The organism is Cytobacillus spongiae, assembly GCF_021390075.1.
In genome coordinates, this window is record NZ_CP089997.1 from 3071261 (window position 1) to 3091862 (window position 20602).

Genomic DNA, 20602 nt, shown 5'->3' on the forward strand with positions numbered 1-20602 from the left:
GTTAGTCTTGGGCTCCTTTCTGTGCTTCTGCTTGAGCGGCTTGCTCCTTTGCCTGCTGCTTTTGCTTCTCAATTTCATCAATTCTCATGACCACATATTCTGTATTCTTTAGTAGCCAATATTGCTTTTGTAGATGTTGAAGATTCTTTCTTTCACTCTTGTTTCCTTCTGTATGATAATATTTTTCAGCAGCCTTTATAATTGGAGCTGGGTGTGCTAAATAACTTGTAAATAAGAGCATTTCTGCCTCTTTAAATGGAGCATATTTTAAATACGTATAAAGCCAATCCACACATTCTTCACATTGCTTCGGATATGTCTTTAGCGACCTTGATAGGATAGGTAACAAATCGTGGAATGGTGAGCTTTCACGAGCTTTTTCAAAGTTTGCTAAGTATCCATACCCTCTGTCATCATAAAGGAAGTGCTCCGTTGAAACTTTCCCATGAACAACAACAGTTCTTGCTTTTTCCTCCTCTTTTGTCTTTTCATACCATTCTTTTAATTTATTTTTCGAAAATCTTAGTGCTTGGTTAATATCGTTAAAATATAAGATAAAAGCCATTTCAAACGGGGAAGGATAAATTTTTTCCTCACACTGTTCCATAAACCCTTCTAAAAACTCCTCTTCCTTCTCCCATTGCTCCAATGTCTTTTCATAATGCTCGGTCCGTTCTTCTTGATCAATTGGAATTTCTCGACTAGAAATCGTATGCATGCGTGCCAGCTCCCGAAACAGCTTTTGATGACGTTCTGAGCGATTCTCTCGTTCTTCATTAGGAAGCCAAGGCATTAAATAATATAGAGCTTGATTATGCAGGATAGCGTAACGCCCGTCCATTGTCGGATATACAGGGACAATACGGTTATACCCCTTCTGATACAAGTACTGGATATGTCGAATAAAATCAGTGCCATGATAAGGGCTGATTTTTTTTAATGCGAAGACTCCCTTATCAGTATAAACTTTTTGAACTTTACCAAAACCTTCAACAAATTTTGGTTCTAAAGAGTAATTCTTAATTATTGGTGCTACTTCTTGCAATTCATTCATAACGATCCTCTCTCTTCCGCTTGAGTTAGAGTCGTATAGGAAATAGTTATCGATGAAATAAAAGAAAACAGTTGAGCAGGGAATGTGTTTTATACCTACCCTACTCAGCCTGTTTATCCTGGACTGTATGTTTATTATCGCTGCTTTTTAATTTTTTGTTTCAAAAGATGGTGTCAGTTACGAGCCTCTAACTTTTTTCGATTGATTCTAGAATAATCTAATTCCATTTTACTTATGAACTACCGCTACAGGTATATATAAGACTTGCCCCTCATATACATCCTGATTGATTTCTAAATGGTTGACTCTCAGAAGCTGCTGAACGGACACTTCATACCTCTCAGATAATTGGTCAATCGTATCTCCATGCTGAACAATACATACCTTTAATTTCACCAAATCATCCTCTTCTTCCTTTCTAGCTAAGAATTCAGCTAATGAAAGAGAGTTCTTTTTGGATGATTTCTTTTTCTTTTTCGGCTGTTCTTCAGATGAGGACGAGGAAGAACTTTCCTCAGAATGAACCATGTGGCTTTCAAATTTCTCTTCATTATTTTCGGCAAATTGATATATGTCCGCTGGTTTAGCTTCTTCATTTCTTTGAGATGAAAAAGAGATTTCTGGAGCTGGGAGTTGGACTGATGGAGTACCCTCATCAGCACTTTCTTCACCTTCGTTTGTACTAGGAAGTTTTCTTGCTTCCACTACAAAAGGAGTAAAGAGCTCTTCTTCTTTTTCAGAATAGCTAACTTCATTGTTTACGTGCTCATTTTCATCTCGTTTATTTGTTGAAAAAGAAGGATACTCTTCTACACTTGGCATAGTAGGTGGAGCCCAGTTATCTTCTTGTGAAGCCATTTCCTGCTCATCATCGTATTCAACTTCTACTTCTGTTGATTGTGATACTGACCGATAAGCTAATTCTGCCTCATCCTGTCTTTCTTCTACGGATGATTGTTGCTGTTCTTCTACAGTTGTATGTTGCTGTTCTCCGTACAAGCCGGTAATTTTCAATTCAGCTGTAAGTTTCATACAACTTCGCTCTGGAAAAACATAATCGAATGTTTCAACAGTTACATCAATATCATAAATGCTGTCAATCCGATTGTTTGGAATAGTAATATCAACCGGGAAACGATGAGAGAATTCAAGTACCCCTTCTCCTCGGTCTTCTATGGATTGTACAAACTTAGGAGCTTGAAAGACTTCTCCTTGCTCCAATTCTCCTTCTTCACTACGTTTATATTCGCCTGTTAATTCTAAAGACCCTTTGATCGAAACATATTGGTCGTTGTCTTGGATTGTTATATTTGGATCTAGCGAAATCGATACGAGTTCGGCTACTTCCTGTCCTTTTTGAAACCACACCGATTCTTCTAATGAAAATCGCAAACACGATTGATTTCCGTGAGACAAAGCGACTCCTCCTTTCATTTCCTAAATGCATAATCACTATGTCATTACCACTTTATGAGTTCAAAAATAGTTTTATGACTAGATTTAAGATTGTTGCTGTTTAGATATTAAAGTAACGCAAAATGAACAATCTTACAGAACAAAAGCTAAGTGCGCCTTGGTCAAACCCGACAAGCAGAAGCTAAGTTAGAATAGAAGGGGTTCTTTGTCTTCAATTCTATACCCGCTTCTGACCTCGAGGGACTAGGCGGTTGAGCCGGTTGTCGAAGCGCTTATTAGCAATTCATAATATGAATAATTTCTTAAGAAATCAAAAAAAGAGAACGTTTCAGAAATAGAAACGTTCTCATCACTTTATCCTATTAATTTTGAGAAGGCATGGTCTGCAGCTTCAATTGTTTTTTGAATGTCTTCATCTGTATGCGCAGTAGATAAAAATAGTCCTTCGAATTGTGAAGGTGGAAGGAATACTCCTTGATTTGCCATTTCACGGTAATAAGCTGCAAAATATTCTAGGTTAGAGGTTTTCGCCTTTTCATAATTAATGACATCTTCATTTGTGAAGAAAAGTCCAACCATTGAACCCGCACGATTTATTGTATGTGGAATATCATGCTTTTCCGCCGCTGCTTTTAATCCGTGTTCAAGCAAATCGGCCTTACGAGAAAATTCCTTATACGTATCTTCTGTTAACTGACTGAGTGTTTCGTAGCCTGCTGACATCGCAAGCGGATTTCCAGATAATGTACCCGCTTGATAGATCGGTCCACTTGGTGCAATTCTTTCCATGATTTCTGCTTTTCCACCATATGCTCCGACTGGCAGTCCGCCTCCAATTACTTTTCCAAGGCAAGTTATATCAGGTGTGACATTATAGAAGCCTTGAGCACAATGATACCCCACACGGAACCCAGTCATAACTTCATCAAAGATTAATAATGTACCATATTGGCTCGTAATCTCTCGAAGACCTTCTAGAAAACCTGGTTGAGGTGGAACAACTCCCATATTTCCGGCAACAGGCTCGACAATGACTCCAGCAATATCCTCGCCAAATTGTTCAAACGCAAACTTCACACTATTTAAATCGTTATATGGGACGGTTATTGTATTTTTAGCAACCCCTTCAGGTACTCCAGGGCTGTCTGGTAAGCCAAGCGTTGCTACCCCAGAACCAGCTTTAATTAAGAGTGAGTCTCCATGACCATGATAGCAGCCTTCAAACTTTAAGATTTTGTTCCTTCCTGTATAACCACGTGCCAGACGTAATGCACTCATCGTCGCTTCCGTTCCCGACGATACCATACGAACAACTTCAATCGATGGGACTCGTTCAATTACAAGCTTTGCTAGTTTGTTTTCCACTAACGAAGGTGCACCAAAGCTTGTACCCAATTCCGCTACCTGTTTGATTGACTCGACTACACGGTCATTGCTATGGCCTAAAATAAGTGGTCCCCACGATAGTACATAGTCAATATACTCATTTCCATCAATGTCGTATATTTTTGAACCCTTTCCTCTTTCCATGAAAATTGGATCCATTTGAACAGACTTAAAGGCACGAACTGGGCTATTAACTCCACCAGGCATTAATGTCTTTGCTTCTTGAAAAGCAGCTATTGATTTATCGTAAGAGCGCATGCTATCCCTCTTTCCTTGTTTATTGTTCCTTTAACCAACGAGCGGCATCTTTTGCATGATAAGTAATTATGAGATCAGCTCCTGCACGCTTCATCCCTACTAGCATTTCCATAACGATTGCTTTTTCATCAATCCATCCGTTCTGTGCTGCAGCCTTTACCATGGAATACTCACCACTTACATTGTAAATCACTACCGGTAAATGATGATTGTTTTTTACATCTCGAACAATGTCTAGATAAGGAAGACCTGGCTTCACAATTAAGAAGTCAGCTCCCTCAAGCACATCCGTCTCTGCTTCCCGCAATGCTTCAAGACGGTTCGCTGGGTCCATTTGGTATGTTTTACGATCGCCAAACTGGGGAGCGCTTTCAGCCGCATCTCTAAACGGTCCATAAAACGCAGAAGAGTATTTAACACCGTAAGACATGATAGGTAGATCCGAAAAGCCTGCTTCATCTAGTCCGGCTCTAATTGCTGCCACAAATCCGTCCATCATATTTGATGGGGCAATGATATCAGCTCCCGCTTTCGCTTGACTAACAGCTGTTTGTACTAATAATTCTAGGGAAGGATCATTCATTACTTTTCCATCCTCAATTACGCCACAATGTCCATGACTTGTATACTCACAAAGACATGTATCAGCAATTACAATGATTTCTGGAAATTCATTTTTAATCAGCTTCGTCGCCTCTTGAACGATTCCATGATCATGATATGCCCCTGTTCCGCATTCATCTTTTTCAGCTGGAATACCGAAAAGCAAGACCGATTTAATATTTAATGAGACAATCTCTTCCATTTCTTCTTTTAAAAGGTCTAAAGAAATCTGAAAGACTCCAGGCATAGAGGAAACGGGGTTTTTGATTTTTTCACCTTCAATAATGAATAACGGATAAATAAGATCTTCTGTATGTAAGTGTGTTTCACGAACCATAGCTCGTAAATTAGCTGAATTCCTTAAACGTCGATGGCGAGTGAATTGTAATTCCATATCGTTTCCCTCCATTTGAATTATTCATTTCGTTATAAAATTATTTATGCTCTTTATCATCGCTTCAACTGTGTATTGCTCTGGTACTACATGAACAGAAAGCCCCAATGCAATGGCACGTTCATAGGTAACAGGACCAATGCAAGTAACTAGGCAATTCTCAATCTGTTCCCATAAATGATACTCTTCTATGCATTCAATAAAATGATTAACAGTAGAAGGACTTGTAAATGCAAGAATATCTAACTTCTTTTCCATTATAGCCTTCTTTAGTTGCACTTTGCTATCTTTAGGAAAGTACGTCTCATATATCACTACTTCGTCAACATATATTCCGGAGTCACTTAAACTATTTGCTATATAATCTCTTGCCAAGCTTCCTTTTGGAATAAGTACTTTCTCTCCCTTAGAAGCCCTCGGTAGAAAGTCTTTTACAAAAGTTTCAGCGACATATCCAGTTGGCAGGAAAGCAACATCATAACCTTTTTTTTCTACCCATTCTTTGGTCTTTTCTCCAATTACAGCTATTTTTGGGAGTGGTGTTGGATTAAATGAAAAGAACGTTTCAACCGTTACTTTGCTAGTGAATATGATCCAATTGTATGTATGTAACTGCTGAAAAATAGTCAATAACTGCTTCGTTTCATTAACAGGCTGAAAAGCAATGAGAGGGATTTCAATTGGAATCCCTCCAAACTTTTCAACGAGGCTTGAAAAAGACTTGGCCTGTCCATTCCCTCTTGGAATGAGAACTCCTTTTCCGTCTAAAGGAAGGGGGTAGGTCATTATTGTTCTAACTCCTCTTTCACTTGGTCAATCAACTTCTTCGCACCTTTTGCAATTAAGCGTTCTGCTGCAAGATTGCCTAATTGCTCGGGGTCTTGACCAGTGACCTGTTCTTTATGAATGATCTTTCCATCTGGTGAAGCAACAAGAGCTGTAAGAACAATTTCATCTTGATCATCAATTGTTGCGTATCCAGCAATAGGAACTTGGCAGCCACCTTCCATTTTATTCAGAAAAGCTCGTTCTGCTTTAACAGCTTGGCTCGTTTGAATACAATTAAATTGATCTAAAAGTGCCAATAGCTCAGTATCGCTCATACGGCACTCAATCGATAATGCCCCCTGTCCAACAGCAGGAAGGGATGTTTCAGCATCAAGGAACTCGGTCACAACATCTGAAGCCCATCCCATTCGTGATAACCCAGCTGCTGCTAGAATAATTGCATCATATTCTTCTGTTTCCAATTTTGCAAGTCTAGTATCAATATTCCCGCGAATCCATTTAATTTCTAAGTCAGGTCTTTTGGCTAATATTTGCGCACTGCGACGAAGACTACTTGTTCCAACAATAGAACCTGGCTTTAGCTCAGCCAAGGATACATGATTTCTCGATATCAATGCATCTCGATGATCCTCTCTCACAGGGATACACCCGATTGTTAAACCATCAGGTAGAACAGCTGGCATATCCTTCATACTATGTACAGCCATGTCGATTTCTTTATCGAGCATCGCTTGCTCAATTTCCTTTACAAACAACCCTTTTCCACCTACTTTAGAAAGGGTCACATCTAGAATACGATCACCTTTTGTGACAATTTCCTTTACTTCAAAGTCAAATGACGGATTGAGTTTCTTTAATTGATTAATCACCCAATTCGTTTGAGTTAATGCTAATTTACTTCGTCTTGAACCAACGATAATTTTTCTCATAGTAGCCTCCAATTACGCAATTGTAGTAAAGTATAGCCAAAATTTACGAATACCATAAATGGAAGGAAGACAACCTTCCAAATAGGAAAAAGTTAATTAGCACGATTAAAAAAGAACCGATATTCCAAAGTGCTAATGACTTTCCGAACATCCCCTTGCTTACTCTTAGATAGAGATACACCCCATACACGATTAGAACTATAAAAGAACCTAGAATTTTTGCATCATACCAGTGCATATCTGGCACTTTTATATACGCCCATTGCATTCCGAGAATGACACCAATCATGAGCATAGGAACGCCAATAACATTTAAGACATAAGACATATGCTCGAGCTTAGATAGGTCTGCTATTCTTTGTAGTCTCTTTCCCCATTTCTTCCGCTTCAATAAATCATACTGAATGAGGTACAGGAGAGAAAACACAAATGAAATTGAAAATGCACCGTATGATAGGATTGCGACTGTTATATGAATCAGCAACAGCTCTGAAACTAACTGTTGAGCCATTACCTGTGAATCAAATTGGACAGGAGCGAATGTATGAATGGCCATAATAATAAAGCCCAAAACATTCGTAAAAAATACGGTAAAGTCCACCCTTAACAAACGGTTAATCGCCAAAGATAGAGTGATTAAGACCCAAGCGTAAAAATATAGGCCCTCAAAGATAGTCAACACCGGGAATCGACCGGTTTTTAACATATACAAAAATAAAAATAATGTTTGTAAAATCCATACAAATGCAAGTAACCAGAAGGCAAATCGGTTCGCCTTCCGGTTATCATGCAGAAAATCAATAAAATATAATAATATGCTCAAGGCGTAAAGAACTACTGTAAGTTCATGCAGCCGTGTCATATACATATCAAACATGAAACGCTCTCCTTTTATGATTGAAAGGAAGCCTGAGGTGCCTTAACAATCAATGGTTTTGTTTCGGCTGCTATATTAGATTCAATTTTTTCATTATGAAGATACGCTTCAATATTAAACATTTTCACAAATAAATCGAGAGCTTCTTCTCCATCTGGTTGAGCAGCTAACTCCTTCACTTGTAAAATAGGATCCTTTAAAAGTTGGTTAATAATACTTTTCGTATGCTTATTTAAAACCTTCATTTCCCGCTCAGATAGGTTCGGCATTTTTCGTTCAATGCTCTTCATCGTTTCTGCTTGTATAGAGAGTGCTTTCTCTCTTAACGCAGAAATGACTGGAACCACTCCAAGCATATTTAACCATAGCTTGAAGTCGACGATTTCTGCTTCAATCATTAGCATGATCGCTTCTGCAGCCTTTTTGCGTTCTTGAAGATTAGCTTCAACAATTCCCTCTAAATCGTCAATGTCATATAGAAAAACAGACTCTAACTCAGCAAGCTTTGGATCGAGATCACGGGGAACAGCTATATCTACCATAAATAGCGGTTTGCCTCTACGCAATCTTTCTACATTTGACATTAAGTCCTTTGTGATAACAAATTCCTTTGCACCAGTAGAGCTAATCAGTATGTCTGCTTCAGTCAAAGCACACTGTAGCTCTTGTAAAGTCTTCGCATTTCCTTCAAAACGACTAGCCAAATCCTGCGCTTTTTCAAATGTACGATTAATGACTGTTACTTTTTTCGCACCATTACTATGCAAGTTTTGAATAGCGAGTTCTCCCATTTTTCCAGCACCCAAAATTAAAACATGTTTATTTTCGAGTGTACCGAAAATTTTCTTAGCTAGTTCTACAGCAGCGTAGCTGACAGATACGGCATTAGCCCCAATATCAGTTTCCGAATGAGCACGCTTTGCTAAAGTAACCGCTTGCTTAAATAATTGGTTAAAAACAGTTCCTGTTGTCTTTTCTTCTTGTCCTAACAAAAAGCTAGACCGCACCTGTCCCAAAATCTGTGTTTCGCCTAGAATCATTGAGTTCAATCCGCAAGAAACATTGAATAGATGTTCGATTGCACCATCTTGCTCGTAAATAAACAAATACGGAGAAAATTCATTTTGATCTATATTAAACCAATCTGATAAGAATTCCTTCACATAGTAGCGTCCTGTATGCAGTTGATCAACTACCGCATAAATTTCAGTTCGGTTACAAGTAGATATAATGACGTTCTCTAAGATGCTTTTCTTTGTTTGTAAAACTTTCATCGCATCTCCAAGCTGATTCGGATTAAACGTCAATCTTTCACGAATTTCGACAGGGGCAGTTTTATAATTTAGACCGACGACTATTGTGTGCATTTAATGGACCCCCCCAATAAAAAAATTACACAAATAACTACATTAATTATAACATGCAACCACTTAAAAAAATGTGAACAGATGATGACATCCTATGGTAAAATTACATATTGAAATATATTCTAAACAAATACATACATATACCTACAAAATACTTCCTTATGTACAGTACCAAATATTGCGCTAACATTCAAGTAGACCTTATTGGAAGAGGTGACAAATGAAGAATCAACAAATATTTCCAGGTATTATTTTAATTGGATTTGGGGCTTACTTCTATTTGCAGCAAACGAATGTAAGCATTATTCAAGAAATCTATACATGGCCGACTCTTTTAATCATTGTCGGTATCGCGTTCTTATTTCAGGGGTATTGGGCGAAGGATTACGAAGTCATTCTTCCAGGAGTGATCCTATCGGGATTTGGGTTACACTTTCATGTGGTAGACCGTTTTGACATATGGCCTGATCATGTCGGGGCATTTATTTTAATCATCGCACTAGGATTCCTTCTCAGGTATCAAAAAATTGGAACAGGATTATTCCAGGGCTTGTTATTTTTATGTTTAGCCATTTTTCTTTTATTCTATGATCAGATCTTCGGGTGGTTTGGGCTTCTAGAAAATGGCGTCTCCTTTGCGTGGAGATTCTGGCCAGCTGCCTTTATTCTCATTGGCTGCTATCTGTTGTTTTTCAAAAGAAAATAATTAAAGAATAAAGGTACTTGGCTTTTATCGACCAAGTACCTTTATTTTGAACGATTTTCACCTACTATTTGAGAGACTTTGCTATTAAGCAATTGAGAATGTAACTTAAACAAACGCTACTTCCATTCCTTTGTAAGAATGTCCTTAAAGAACTGAATCCAAAAAGTCTTTTGTTCTCTGTTCTTTAGGTGCGTGGAAGAGCTCTTTTGGATGACCCACTTCAACGATTTGCCCATCATGCATATATACGACCCAATCCGCTACTTCTCTTGCAAATCCCATTTCATGAGTAACAACGACCATTGTCATTCCTTCCTCAGCTAGCTCCTTCATTGTCGAAAGTACCTCGCCAACTAGCTCAGGATCTAGTGCTGATGTTGGTTCATCGAATAACATGATGTCTGGTTTCATCGCTAATGCTCTAGCAATCGCCACACGCTGCTTTTGACCGCCTGATAGCTTAGAAGGGTAAACATCCTTTTTTTCTATTAAACCCACTTTTCGTAATAGCTCTTCAGCATGTTTGATAGCCTCTGCCTTTGGAACTTTTTTCACGTGAACAGGAGCGTCTACTACATTTTCAATGACCGTTCGATGGGGGAACAAATAAAAGTGCTGAAAGACCATCCCTACCTTTTCCCTCACTTTATTTAAATCATGGGTTTCCCGTTCAATTTGTTCTCCTTCAATAATCACTTTGCCAGAATCCTTCATTTCTAAAAAATTCAAGCAGCGGAGTAATGTACTTTTGCCAGAGCCACTTGCTCCAATTAAGCAGACCACATCACTCTCTTTCACAGTCATATCAATATCCTTTAATACATGAAGGTCTCCGAACGATTTATTTAATTTATCAACGGTAATCATTATGGAATCACTCATCTGATGTCCCCCTTCCAGTTAATCACTTATGCTCATTTTATTTTCAACATAACGCACTAATATGGAGAAGAATAGCACTAGAACTAGATAATAAACGGCAACAATTAATAAGTAGCTCATGTAGTCATATTCGTTTGAACCATACGTAGTAGCCACATTAAATAACTCATACATCCCAATAAAGGAAGCTAACGAGGAATCCTTCAATGCGATAATAAATTGATTCCCCAAGGGAGGTAGGGCTCTGCGAAAAGCTTGTGGCAAAATGACTCTTCTCATCGACAATCCAACCGTCATCCCTAATGACCTTCCTGCTTCCATTTGCCCTTTATCAATCGACTGAATAGAACCCCTAAATATTTCTGCTATATAGGCTCCATTATGGAAGGCAAGTCCTAGAACAACAGACCAGAATTGTGAAATATTTAACGACGTTAATCCAAAATAGAAAACAAAGATTTGAACAACTAACGGTGTTCCTCTCACAAGAAAGATATACAAATCGGCCAGTAGTTCAAGTATCTTAATTTTAGAGATTTTTAGAAAAGCAAAAAACAGACCAATAAATATTGCGATAAAAATAGATACGACCGTCAATTTAAATGTTAATAGCATACCGTCTAAAAACACGGGATATGTATCGATAAACTTAGTAAATAGCTCCAAGTACATTCTCCTTTCTATACCTAACCTTTAGACCAAAAAAGACGAATGTGGAACAATCCCCATTCGCCCTTTCGTGTTACTCCTTCTCAGGATCAACAGTGATGTCTTCACCGAAATATTTCTTACTTATTTCTGTTAAGGTACCATTTTCACGCAAGGTTTCGAGTGCTTCATTTACCTTCTTAAGCAGCACTTCATTGTCTTTTCCAATGGCAATTGCTTGTTCGCTTCGACCAAGCAGCTCTCTACCTTCAATTTCCATTCCTGCGCCAATTGCTTCTTTTCCAGTAATAAAATCGGTAATAACAGCATCATGCTTACCTCTGCTAAGGGCTTCTAATGCGGTTACGTCGCTATCATAATAAATAATTTTATCCGTTACAGTTTTTGCTTGATCTGCATAAGTGGAGCCTTTTGATACAGCAATTTCTAGATCCTTTAGATCATCGAGGGATTCTGATGAACTATCAGGACGAACAAAGATTTGTGGTCCCGAATAGTAGTATGGGGTAGAAAAGTTAACAGCTTGCAATCTTTCTTCTGTAATCGTATGACTTGCGACAGCTGCATCAAAACGACCAGATTTCACACCTTCAACAATGCCGCCAAATTTAAACTTTTTCTGCACTGGCTCAAGACCTAATTCTTTTGCTACAGCTTCACCAACTTCAATGTCAAAGCCCGTCATTTTCCCATCAGCATCCGTTACGCTGAACGGTTTAAATTCACCTGAAGCAGCAAAGATAAAACTACCTTCCTCAGCTAACTCCACTCCATTGCTTGATGACGTTTCTTTAGATCCACAAGCTGCTAGAGCAAAAACAGCTACCATTAATAATAAACCTTTTATCCAATTTCTCACTATGTGAAACTCCCCCTTTTAATATCTATATGTATTGGACAATTTAACTTTATCATGTTGTACAAATATTCTCAAAATTCATATTTGTTTATATTACGCGATACATTTTGATATTATTCCATCTTACGAGTTTATTTTCAAATCCCTCCCAATAACCACCATTTACTCACAGATGCTTTTAATTCCCTATTAGTTGACATTTTTCTCTTGAGGATTCGAGGATTCTCGAACACTTTTGATAGAAAGAGGGTTCAATCTTTCAACATACTCCTTTTCAAAATAAAAAGCTTAGCAGTCTAAATATCGACTGCTAAGCTTTTCATTATTTCATATAGCTTTGTAATACTCCCCATGCCGTCTCTTTCCCTTCCCCAGTTTCAGAAGAGAAGAGGATGATTTGATCATTAGGGTCTAAATTTAATGCTTCTTTTGTTTTCTTAAAATGCTGCTGTCTTTTCGTCTTCGGAATTTTATCTGCTTTTGTTGCAACAACAATGCACGGAATTTCATAATGCTTTAAAAAATCATACATCATGATATCATCATTTGTTGGTGGGTGTCTGAGATCGACAATTAAAAGAACAGCCTTTAATTGCTCTCTAGACGTTAAATACTTTTCAAGCATTTTTCCCCAAGCTTCACGTTCCTTTTTCGAAACCTTAGCGTATCCGTATCCAGGGACATCGACAAAGTGTAGCATCTCGTTAATTAAGTAGAAATTTAACGTTTGTGTTTTCCCCGGTTTAGACGAAGTTCGTGCTAGGTTCTTACGATTGAGCATCTTATTAATGAATGATGACTTGCCTACATTTGAACGTCCAGCAAGGGCAAACTCAGGCAAAGCCTCACCAGGGTACTGGTCAGGCTTTACTGCACTAATAACAATTTCTGCGCTAGTTACTTTCATAATTCGACTCCATTACTTAAAGCGTGTTTTAATACTTCATCCACATGTGAAACGAGAACAAAATCTAATTCCTCTCGAACACTTTCTGGGATATCATCTATATCCTTCTCATTATCCTTTGGAAGAATAATTTTTGTTAAGCCTGCACGGTGGGCACTTAAGGTTTTTTCTTTTACTCCACCAATAGGTAAAACGCGGCCACGTAGGGTTATTTCACCCGTCATTCCTACCTCTTTATGAATTGGCTTACCAGATAAAGCTGATACGAGGGCAGTTGCGATTGTTATTCCAGCTGAAGGACCATCTTTCGGAACGGCACCTTCTGGAACATGAATATGAATATCATGCTTTTCATGGAATTGTTCATCAATTTCTAACTCTTTCGCTTTAGATCTTACATAGCTAAAGGCTGCCTGAGCAGATTCCTTCATTACATCTCCAAGCTTTCCAGTTAAAATCAATTTTCCTTTTCCTGGAGAGAGAGATACTTCAATTTGTAACGTATCTCCTCCAACAGTTGTATATGCTAACCCTGTTGCCACGCCTACTTGATCTTCAATCTCTGCTTGTCCATATCGGAATTTCGGTTTTCCTAGAAATTCTTCAACATTTTTCTCCGTAATAATCAGGCGTTTCTTCTCACCAGATACAATAATTTTTGCCGTTTTCCGGCAAACAGTTGCAAGCTGTCTTTCTAGACCACGAACACCTGCTTCTCTAGTATAGTAACGAACGATATTACGAATGCCATCTTCACGAATTTGCAGTTGAGATTTAGATAATCCATGTTCTTTTACTTGTTTAGGAAAAAGATGATCCTTTGCAATATGAATTTTCTCTAATTCTGTATAACCCGAAATTGTAATGATTTCCATACGATCTCTTAATGGGCCAGGAATTGTACTTAAGTCATTTGCTGTTGCTATAAATAACACTTTTGAGAGATCATATGTTTCTTCAATATAATGATCACTAAATGTATGATTTTGTTCTGGATCAAGAACTTCTAGCATCGCTGCTGAGGGATCTCCTCTAAAATCACTAGACATTTTATCAATTTCATCCAATAAGAAAACAGGGTTAATTGTTCCCGCCTTTTTCATCCCTTGGATAATCCGACCTGGCATCGCACCTACATATGTTCTTCGATGACCACGAATTTCTGATTCATCGCGAACACCCCCAAGAGAAATTCGCACAAAATTACGGTTTAATGAGGTAGCGATTGAGCGTGCTAAGCTCGTCTTCCCAACTCCTGGAGGTCCCGCCAAACATAAAATCGGTCCCTTTAATGAGTTCGTTAATTGCTGAACAGCTAAATATTCAAGAACACGCTCTTTTACCTTTTCTAAGCCATAATGTTCTTTTTCTAAAATCCGTTCCGCTTTAAGTATATCTAGATCATCTTCCGTTGCATTCGACCAAGGGAGAGAAATTAACCATTCCAAATAGTTTCGAATGACAGAGCTTTCAGCGGAGCTTGATGGGACTTTTTCGTAGCGGTCAAGCTCTTTTAAGGCAGCTTTTAGGATATGATCTGGCATATTTGCGTTTTGAATTTTCTCTGCAAGATCTGCGACCTCACCTGTTTTTCCTTCTTTATCGCCTAACTCTTTCTGAATGGCCTTCATTTGTTCGCGTAAGTAATATTCTTTTTGTGTTCGTTCCATTGATTTCTTTACGCGCTGGCCTATTTTCTTTTCAAGGTTTAATACTTCTTTTTCATTATGAATGATTTCAATCACTCGGTTCAATCGTTCTTTAATAGTTGTAATCTCTAAGATCTCTTGCTTCTCTTTAAGCTTTAGAGGCAAATGTGAAGAGACAATATCCGCCAGTCGACCAGGCTCTTCAATATCAGAGACAGTTGAATACGTTTCTGCAGAAACTTTCTTCGACAATTTTATGTATTGCTCAAAGTACTCGAGCAGGGTTCTCATTAATGCTTCATCTTCAACATCTTTTGTTGATTCATCTTCATGAGGTTTAATGCTCACAACATAATGATCTTTTTCATCAAAAAATGAAACAATTTCCGCTCTTTGTAGTCCCTCTACGAGAACTCGGATTGTACCGTTAGGGAGTTTAAGCATTTGCTTAACTTTCGTTAACGTCCCCATTTGATATAGATCATCTTCAATTGGATCATCTATTGAAATATCCTTTTGCGTCGTTAAAAAAATGAGATGGTCATCTACCATTGCTTTTTCAAGGGCCTGTACAGACTTCTCTCTCCCTACATCTAAATGTAGTACCATTGTAGGGTAAACAAGTAAACCTCGAAGCGGCAGGAGGGGGACGATGATTTCTTTCGTATTCGCCATTCAATTGCACCTCCAAATGCAAAAACTATATCCGTTATTAGGAATTAGAATAATTCTTTGTACAATTCTATCTTATTTAAGTACAAGTGTCTATTCACAAGAGTTATCTATTTATAGTATCATTAATCCCTTAATAAAATATGTGAAATTTCATCCTTAACCAAAAGAAATAAAACTTCGGTTCATAGCAATAGCTCCTATAAACCGAAGTTTCTCCTTATACGCTTTCCCGTTTCGACAAATCGATGGTTTCTGACAGTGGTTGTTCCTTTGAATACTCTTTTAACAATGACATTTCTAACACTTCACTAAAGTGTTTTACTGGGATAATTTCAATACCATCTATTTCTTTTAGAATGGATTGCATATTTTCTTCTGGGATGATGACGGTTTTGGCTCCGGCTTTTAAAGCAGCCTTTACTTTCGGTAGCACTCCACCAATCGGCTTTACAGCTCCGTGGATGCTTATTTCTCCTGTCATCGCAACAGTATGATCTATAGGACGTTTGTAAATGGCAGAGTATATACCCGTTGCCATCGCAATTCCTGCTGAAGGTCCATCTATTGGCACACCGCCTGGAAAGTTCACATGAATATCGTATTCATCTGCTGGTACACCCATAGCACGAAGTACCGTAATCACATTCTCAATTGATCCTTTTGCCATGCTTTTTCTTTTTACAGATTTCCCTTGATTTCCAATACTCTCTTCTTCAACAATACCAGTAATATTAATAGAACCTTTTTCTTTAGCAGGTATCACCGTTACTTCTATTTCTAATAATGCTCCTGTATTTGGTCCATGTACAGCTAAACCATTCACAAGTCCAACTGCTGGGTTTGAACAAATTTTTCGTTCCATCCTCGGGTTCAACTGACTTGAATGAATCACCCATTCTAGATCTTCTTCTTTCATATAATCTCGGTCTTCATTTATCGCAATTCCAGCTGAAATTTGAATCAAATTCACTGCTTCTCTTCCATTTCGGCAATAGGATGCCAATGTATTTAATGATTGATCGCTGATTGACAACTTTACCTTTTCAGCTGCTTTTTTACCAATATCGAAAATTTCATCTTCTGTTAACTCTCTAAAAAAGACCTCCATACATCTAGAGCGAATGGCAGGTGGAATTTCATTTGGCGTTCTCGTTGTTGCACCAACTAAACGAAAATCCGCTGGAAGTCCGTTTTTAAAAATATCATGTATATGGTTTGGAATTTGCGTATTTTCTTCGCTATAGTATGCGCTCTCAAGGTATACTTTTCGATCCTCGAGTACCTTGAGGAGCTTATTCATTTGGATAGGATGAAGTTCGCCAATTTCATCAATAAAAAGCACTCCCCCATGTGCATTCGTTACAGCACCTTGTTTGGGTTGTGGAATTCCCGCTTGCCCCATAGCACCTGCCCCTTGATAGATTGGATCATGAACAGAACCAATTAAAGGATCAGCAATCCCTCTTTCATCAAATCGAGCAGTGGTTGCATCTAATTCGATGAAAACAGATGATTCTTGAAAAGGGGTTTTTGCATTCTTCTTCGCTTCTTCTAACACAAGGCGAGCCGCAGCAGTTTTGCCGACTCCCGGTGGTCCATAAATAATGACATGCTGTGGGTTCGGTCCACATAACGCTGCTTTTAACGATTTGATTCCATCTTCTTGACCAACTATATCGTCAAAGGTTGAAGGACGTACCCTTTCAGAAAGTGGTTCTGTTAGCTTAATGGATCTCATTTTTTTCAGTTGATCCATTTCCTTCTTTGATTCTCGGTCTATTGATACTTTTTGAGTCCGTTGGTTTTTTAATAAATTCCAGAAGTACAGCCCGATTACGATTCCGAAAAATAGCTGAATAAATAAAGCAATCCCCGTCCAACTCATCGCGTGATCCCTCCTGCATAATAGTCTAGGTGATATTTGCTAGTATCTCCTTGACCAAGTTGGAATAAACCAATTTTTACAGAAAACTTATAGGCTGCTTGTGTTTAGTAATACTGTGTTTTCTATCCTCCAGTGTGTGCCATATTCCTAATTATATCGGCTAATTTGCAAAGAGGGAGGAAGAACAAATTTCTACAGCAAAATGGAGCACGACATCGAGAAAGCAAAAAAAGAGTTTGGAATAGTTACATTCCAAACCCCTTTTTCAGAAAGATTATGCAGATGTTTTACGTTCTTCATCAATAACCGTTCCATCTTCAAGTACAAGCTTCGGTGCACTATTTTCCAAAACTGTTTCCTTTGTGATGATACATTTAACAATATCCTCACGTGAAGGAAGGTCAAACATAACATCGAGCATGATTCCTTCAATAATGGAGCGAAGACCACGAGCACCTGTTTTTCTTTCAATTGCTTTCTTTGAAATTTCATGCAGTGCTTCCTCTTCAAATTCAAGCTCCACATCGTCTAGCTCAAGCATTTTTTGATATTGTTTAACAAGTGCATTTTTCGGTTTTGTTAAAATTTCAATTAACGCTTCTTCATCTAGCTGCGTTAAGCTAGCAATGACTGGCAAACGACCGATAAATTCTGGAATAAGCCCAAATTTCAATAAATCTTCTGGTAACACTTTAGAAAGTAGCTCTTTTTGATCTACTTCTGCTTCTTTATTATCTGATCCGAATCCAATAACTTTTTGACCTAAACGGCGTTTAATGATTTGTTCGATACCATCGAATGCACCGCCGCAAATGAATAAAATGTTGGACGTATCAATTTGGATAAATTCTTGATGAGGATGCTTGCGTCCACCTTGTGGAGGTACACTTGCTACTGTACCTTCAAGAATCTTTAATAATGCCTGCTGAACACCTTCTCCTGATACATCTCTAGTGATAGAAGGATTTTCAGATTTACGAGCCACTTTATCAATCTCATCAATGTAGATAATTCCTTTTTCAGCCTTTTCTACATCATAATCAGCGGATTGGATTAATTTTAATAAGATGTTTTCTACATCTTCCCCTACATAACCAGCTTCAGTTAAAGAAGTTGCATCTGCAATCGCAAATGGAACATTCAGTATTCTTGCTAATGTTTGCGCTAATAATGTTTTTCCGCTTCCAGTAGGACCAATCATCGCAATATTACTCTTAGATAATTCAACATCATCAATTTTGCTATTTGAATTAATTCGTTTGTAATGGTTGTAAACAGCAACCGATAACGATTTTTTCGCTTGTTCTTGCCCAATGACGTACTCATCTAAAATTGCTCGGATTTCCATAGGCTTCGGAACATCCTTAAATTCAACTTCTTCTTCTGTCCCAAGTTCCTCTTCTACGATTTCGGTACATAATTCGATACATTCATCACATATATATACACCTGGACCGGCAACTAATTTACGAACTTGGTCTTGTGTTTTTCCACAAAAAGAACACTTTAATTGCCCTTTTTCATCATTAAATTTAAACAATATCTTCACCCCTTGAACAAACTTTCTTACCTATATAAAAATGAGCGGATCACCGCAAACCTTTTTCACACATTCACTTGTTATGTAATTTGCATTTTAACACATATACTACCTTCATAGGTAATAATAACTCTTATTGAACTGGCTCAATCAAATGGAATGAATGTGTTGAATGGTGGTCCGCTAAAAAATTATGTACTTATTCAGCTTAACCATAAACCGGTATATAAAAACTAGTGTTACTCATTTTTATCATATGTATGTAAGTATAAATTGTAGAAAACAAGGCACGATTAGATCGCGCCTTGTTCTATATCATCATGTAACAATTTTTGCCTAATTGGAAAAACGTTTACTTTATCTTATGCAACTGTCTTGCTGTTATCCACAAGAAATTCAACAGCTTTTCTAACTTTAAGGTCTGCTTTTAACCCTTCTAAGCTACCTAATGCTTTTTGAATGTTTTCAACAGTCATGTTGTACATATCAGCCATTTTTTGAACTTCTTCGTTTACTTCTTCATCTGTGACTTCGATGCTCTCAGCTTTCGCAATTGCTTCAAGAGTTAAGTTCATACGTACACGCTTTTCAGCTTCTTCTTTCATTTGATCACGTAGTGCACTTTCATCTTGTCCCGAGAATTGGAAGTAAAGCTCAAGGTTCATACCTTGTTGTTGTAAGCGTTGCTCGAATTCTTGAAGCATGCGGTCAACTTCCGTATCAATCATAACAGCTGGAAGATCAATTTCTGCATTTTCAGCAGCTTTTTCTACAACTGTATCACGCACATAATGCTCTGCTTCATGCTTTTTGTTGTCTTCTAAACGCGTTTTGATTTTCTCTTTTAAAGCATCTAAAGTTTCAACTTCTTCATCAACATCTTTAGCGAATTCATCATCTAGCGCTGGAAGTTCTTTTGTTTTAATTTCATGAATTGTTACTTTGAAAACAGCTGGCTTACCTGCAAGTTCTGCTGCATGGTATTCTTCTGGGAATGAAACTTCTACATCTTTAGACACTCCAGTAGCCGTTCCAACTAATTGATCTTCGAAGCCTGGGATAAATTGACCTGAACCAAGTTCAAGTGAATAGTTTTCAGCTTTTCCACCTTCAAATGCTTCTCCATCAACGAATCCTTCAAAGTCCATTACAACTGTATCACCGTTTTGTGCTGTTCCTTCTTCTTTTACAACAAGCTCAGCTTGTCTTTCTTGAAGAGATGTTAGTTCAGCTGTAACATCTTCGTCAGCTACTTCTGTGCTAAGCGGTTCTACTTCTAAACCTTTGTATTCGCCAAGCTTCACTTCAGGTTTAACTGTTACAGTTGCTTTTAGGATAAGGCTTTTGCCTTTTTCAATTTGTTCTACGTCGATATCCGGACGATCTACAGGCTCAATTCCAGCTTCATCAATTGCACTTGTATATGCTTCTGGAAGAAGAATATCCACTGCATCTTGGTATAATGATTCCACACCAAAGCGCTTTTCAAACATAGCACGTGGCATTTTCCCTTTACGGAATCCTGGAACATTTACTTGTTTAACAACCTTATTGAATGCAGCGGTTAATCCTTCATTTACTTTCTCTGCATCTACTTCAATTGTAAGAACCACTTGGTTCCCTTCTAATCTTTCTACTTTTGTAGACATAAAATGTTTCCCTCCAAAAATCTATTATCATTTCATTCGTAACCGAATTAGTATGAATATAGCCCTGCGGTACAAGGGTTATCCATTCTTTAATATGTAAAGTACTTT

Annotated in this window: 17 protein-coding genes; 1 reads left to right on the plus strand and 16 read right to left on the minus strand. The window is 38.0% G+C overall.

The annotated features are described in order from the left end of the window. Position 1: 1 nt before the first annotated feature. The 8 genes from ysxE to hemA all read right to left on the minus strand — a co-directional run bounded on the left by ysxE (position 2) and on the right by hemA (position 9073). A complete protein-coding gene (gene ysxE / locus LS684_RS15565; RefSeq protein WP_233807273.1) occupies positions 2–1054 on the minus strand; it encodes a spore coat protein YsxE in 1053 nt (350 codons plus the stop codon). A 228-nt stretch (positions 1055–1282) separates the two neighbouring features. Further along, complete coding sequence (spoVID, locus tag LS684_RS15570; RefSeq protein ID WP_233807274.1) at positions 1283–2470, minus strand: stage VI sporulation protein D; 1188 nt, start codon at positions 2468–2470, stop codon at positions 1283–1285. A gap of 354 nt (positions 2471–2824) precedes the next feature. Beyond that, complete coding sequence (gene hemL, locus LS684_RS15575; RefSeq protein ID WP_233807275.1) at positions 2825–4114, minus strand: glutamate-1-semialdehyde 2,1-aminomutase; 1290 nt, start codon at positions 4112–4114, stop codon at positions 2825–2827. Positions 4115–4133: 19 nt separating this feature from the next. After that, a complete protein-coding gene (hemB, locus tag LS684_RS15580) occupies positions 4134–5111 on the minus strand; it encodes a porphobilinogen synthase (RefSeq protein WP_233807277.1) in 978 nt (325 codons plus the stop codon). Between the two features lie 24 nt (positions 5112–5135). Next, on the minus strand, positions 5136–5897 hold the full coding sequence (locus LS684_RS15585; RefSeq protein ID WP_233807279.1) for a uroporphyrinogen-III synthase: 762 nt from the start codon (positions 5895–5897) through the stop codon (positions 5136–5138). Continuing rightward, positions 5897–6829 carry a hydroxymethylbilane synthase gene (gene hemC, locus LS684_RS15590; protein WP_233807280.1) on the minus strand — a complete coding sequence of 311 codons (933 nt, stop codon included), beginning with the start codon at positions 6827–6829 and terminating at the stop codon, positions 5897–5899. Before hemC ends, LS684_RS15585 begins: the two co-directional genes overlap by 1 nt. A gap of 43 nt (positions 6830–6872) precedes the next feature. Further along, positions 6873–7706, minus strand: a complete 834-nt coding sequence (locus LS684_RS15595) for a cytochrome C assembly family protein (protein WP_233807282.1) — start codon at positions 7704–7706, stop codon at positions 6873–6875. A gap of 14 nt (positions 7707–7720) precedes the next feature. Then, positions 7721–9073 (minus strand): glutamyl-tRNA reductase, encoded by a 1353-nt coding sequence (gene hemA, locus LS684_RS15600; RefSeq protein WP_233807284.1) that lies wholly within the window; start codon positions 9071–9073, stop codon positions 7721–7723. Between the two features lie 220 nt (positions 9074–9293). Here hemA and LS684_RS15605 point away from each other — a divergent pair, with 220 nt between their 5' ends. Then, entirely contained in the window at positions 9294–9779 is a 486-nt protein-coding gene (locus tag LS684_RS15605) for a LiaI-LiaF-like domain-containing protein (protein WP_233807286.1), read from the plus strand. A gap of 144 nt (positions 9780–9923) precedes the next feature. Here LS684_RS15605 and LS684_RS15610 read toward each other — a convergent pair whose 3' ends face one another. From LS684_RS15610 to tig, 8 genes are all read right to left on the minus strand, one after another. Next, positions 9924–10661, minus strand: a complete 738-nt coding sequence (locus tag LS684_RS15610; RefSeq protein ID WP_284701570.1) for an amino acid ABC transporter ATP-binding protein — start codon at positions 10659–10661, stop codon at positions 9924–9926. An 18-nt stretch (positions 10662–10679) separates the two neighbouring features. Beyond that, entirely contained in the window at positions 10680–11327 is a 648-nt protein-coding gene (locus tag LS684_RS15615) for an amino acid ABC transporter permease (protein WP_267930281.1), read from the minus strand. A 76-nt stretch (positions 11328–11403) separates the two neighbouring features. Then, positions 11404–12159, minus strand: coding sequence for a transporter substrate-binding domain-containing protein (locus LS684_RS15620; protein WP_432418829.1), 756 nt, complete (start codon positions 12157–12159; stop codon positions 11404–11406). A 352-nt stretch (positions 12160–12511) separates the two neighbouring features. Further along, entirely contained in the window at positions 12512–13096 is a 585-nt protein-coding gene (gene yihA, locus LS684_RS15625; RefSeq protein WP_233807290.1) for a ribosome biogenesis GTP-binding protein YihA/YsxC, read from the minus strand. Further along, positions 13093–15420 (minus strand): endopeptidase La, encoded by a 2328-nt coding sequence (gene lon, locus LS684_RS15630; RefSeq protein WP_233807291.1) that lies wholly within the window; start codon positions 15418–15420, stop codon positions 13093–13095. The genes yihA and lon overlap by 4 nt, the downstream gene beginning before the upstream one ends. 217 nt (positions 15421–15637) lie before the next feature. Beyond that, positions 15638–17305 (minus strand): ATP-dependent protease LonB, encoded by a 1668-nt coding sequence (lonB, locus tag LS684_RS15635; protein WP_233807294.1) that lies wholly within the window; start codon positions 17303–17305, stop codon positions 15638–15640. 274 nt (positions 17306–17579) lie between these two features. Continuing rightward, positions 17580–18845: an ATP-dependent protease ATP-binding subunit ClpX gene (gene clpX / locus LS684_RS15640; RefSeq protein ID WP_233807296.1), complete on the minus strand. Its 1266-nt coding sequence runs from the start codon at positions 18843–18845 to the stop codon at positions 17580–17582. Between the two features lie 362 nt (positions 18846–19207). After that, on the minus strand, positions 19208–20494 hold the full coding sequence (tig, locus tag LS684_RS15645; protein ID WP_233807299.1) for a trigger factor: 1287 nt from the start codon (positions 20492–20494) through the stop codon (positions 19208–19210). Positions 20495–20602: the final 108 nt, after the last annotated feature.

Coding starts and splice junctions, on each gene's coding strand:
- ysxE (WP_233807273.1), bottom strand. CDS start 1,054: ATGAATGAATTGCAAGAAGTAGCACCAATAATTAAGAATTACTCTTTA.
- hemL (WP_233807275.1), bottom strand. CDS start 4,114: ATGCGCTCTTACGATAAATCAATAGCTGCTTTTCAAGAAGCAAAGACA.
- hemB (WP_233807277.1), bottom strand. CDS start 5,111: ATGGAATTACAATTCACTCGCCATCGACGTTTAAGGAATTCAGCTAAT.
- LS684_RS15585 (WP_233807279.1), bottom strand. CDS start 5,897: ATGACCTACCCCCTTCCTTTAGACGGAAAAGGAGTTCTCATTCCAAGA.
- hemC (WP_233807280.1), bottom strand. CDS start 6,829: ATGAGAAAAATTATCGTTGGTTCAAGACGAAGTAAATTAGCATTAACT.
- LS684_RS15595 (WP_233807282.1), bottom strand. CDS start 7,706: ATGTTTGATATGTATATGACACGGCTGCATGAACTTACAGTAGTTCTT.
- hemA (WP_233807284.1), bottom strand. CDS start 9,073: ATGCACACAATAGTCGTCGGTCTAAATTATAAAACTGCCCCTGTCGAA.
- LS684_RS15605 (WP_233807286.1), top strand. CDS start 9,294: ATGAAGAATCAACAAATATTTCCAGGTATTATTTTAATTGGATTTGGG.
- LS684_RS15610 (WP_284701570.1), bottom strand. CDS start 10,661: ATGAGTGATTCCATAATGATTACCGTTGATAAATTAAATAAATCGTTC.
- LS684_RS15620 (WP_432418829.1), bottom strand. CDS start 12,159: ATGGTAGCTGTTTTTGCTCTAGCAGCTTGTGGATCTAAAGAAACGTCA.
- yihA (WP_233807290.1), bottom strand. CDS start 13,096: ATGAAAGTAACTAGCGCAGAAATTGTTATTAGTGCAGTAAAGCCTGAC.
- lon (WP_233807291.1), bottom strand. CDS start 15,420: ATGGCGAATACGAAAGAAATCATCGTCCCCCTCCTGCCGCTTCGAGGT.
- lonB (WP_233807294.1), bottom strand. CDS start 17,305: ATGAGTTGGACGGGGATTGCTTTATTTATTCAGCTATTTTTCGGAATC.
- tig (WP_233807299.1), bottom strand. CDS start 20,494: ATGTCTACAAAAGTAGAAAGATTAGAAGGGAACCAAGTGGTTCTTACA.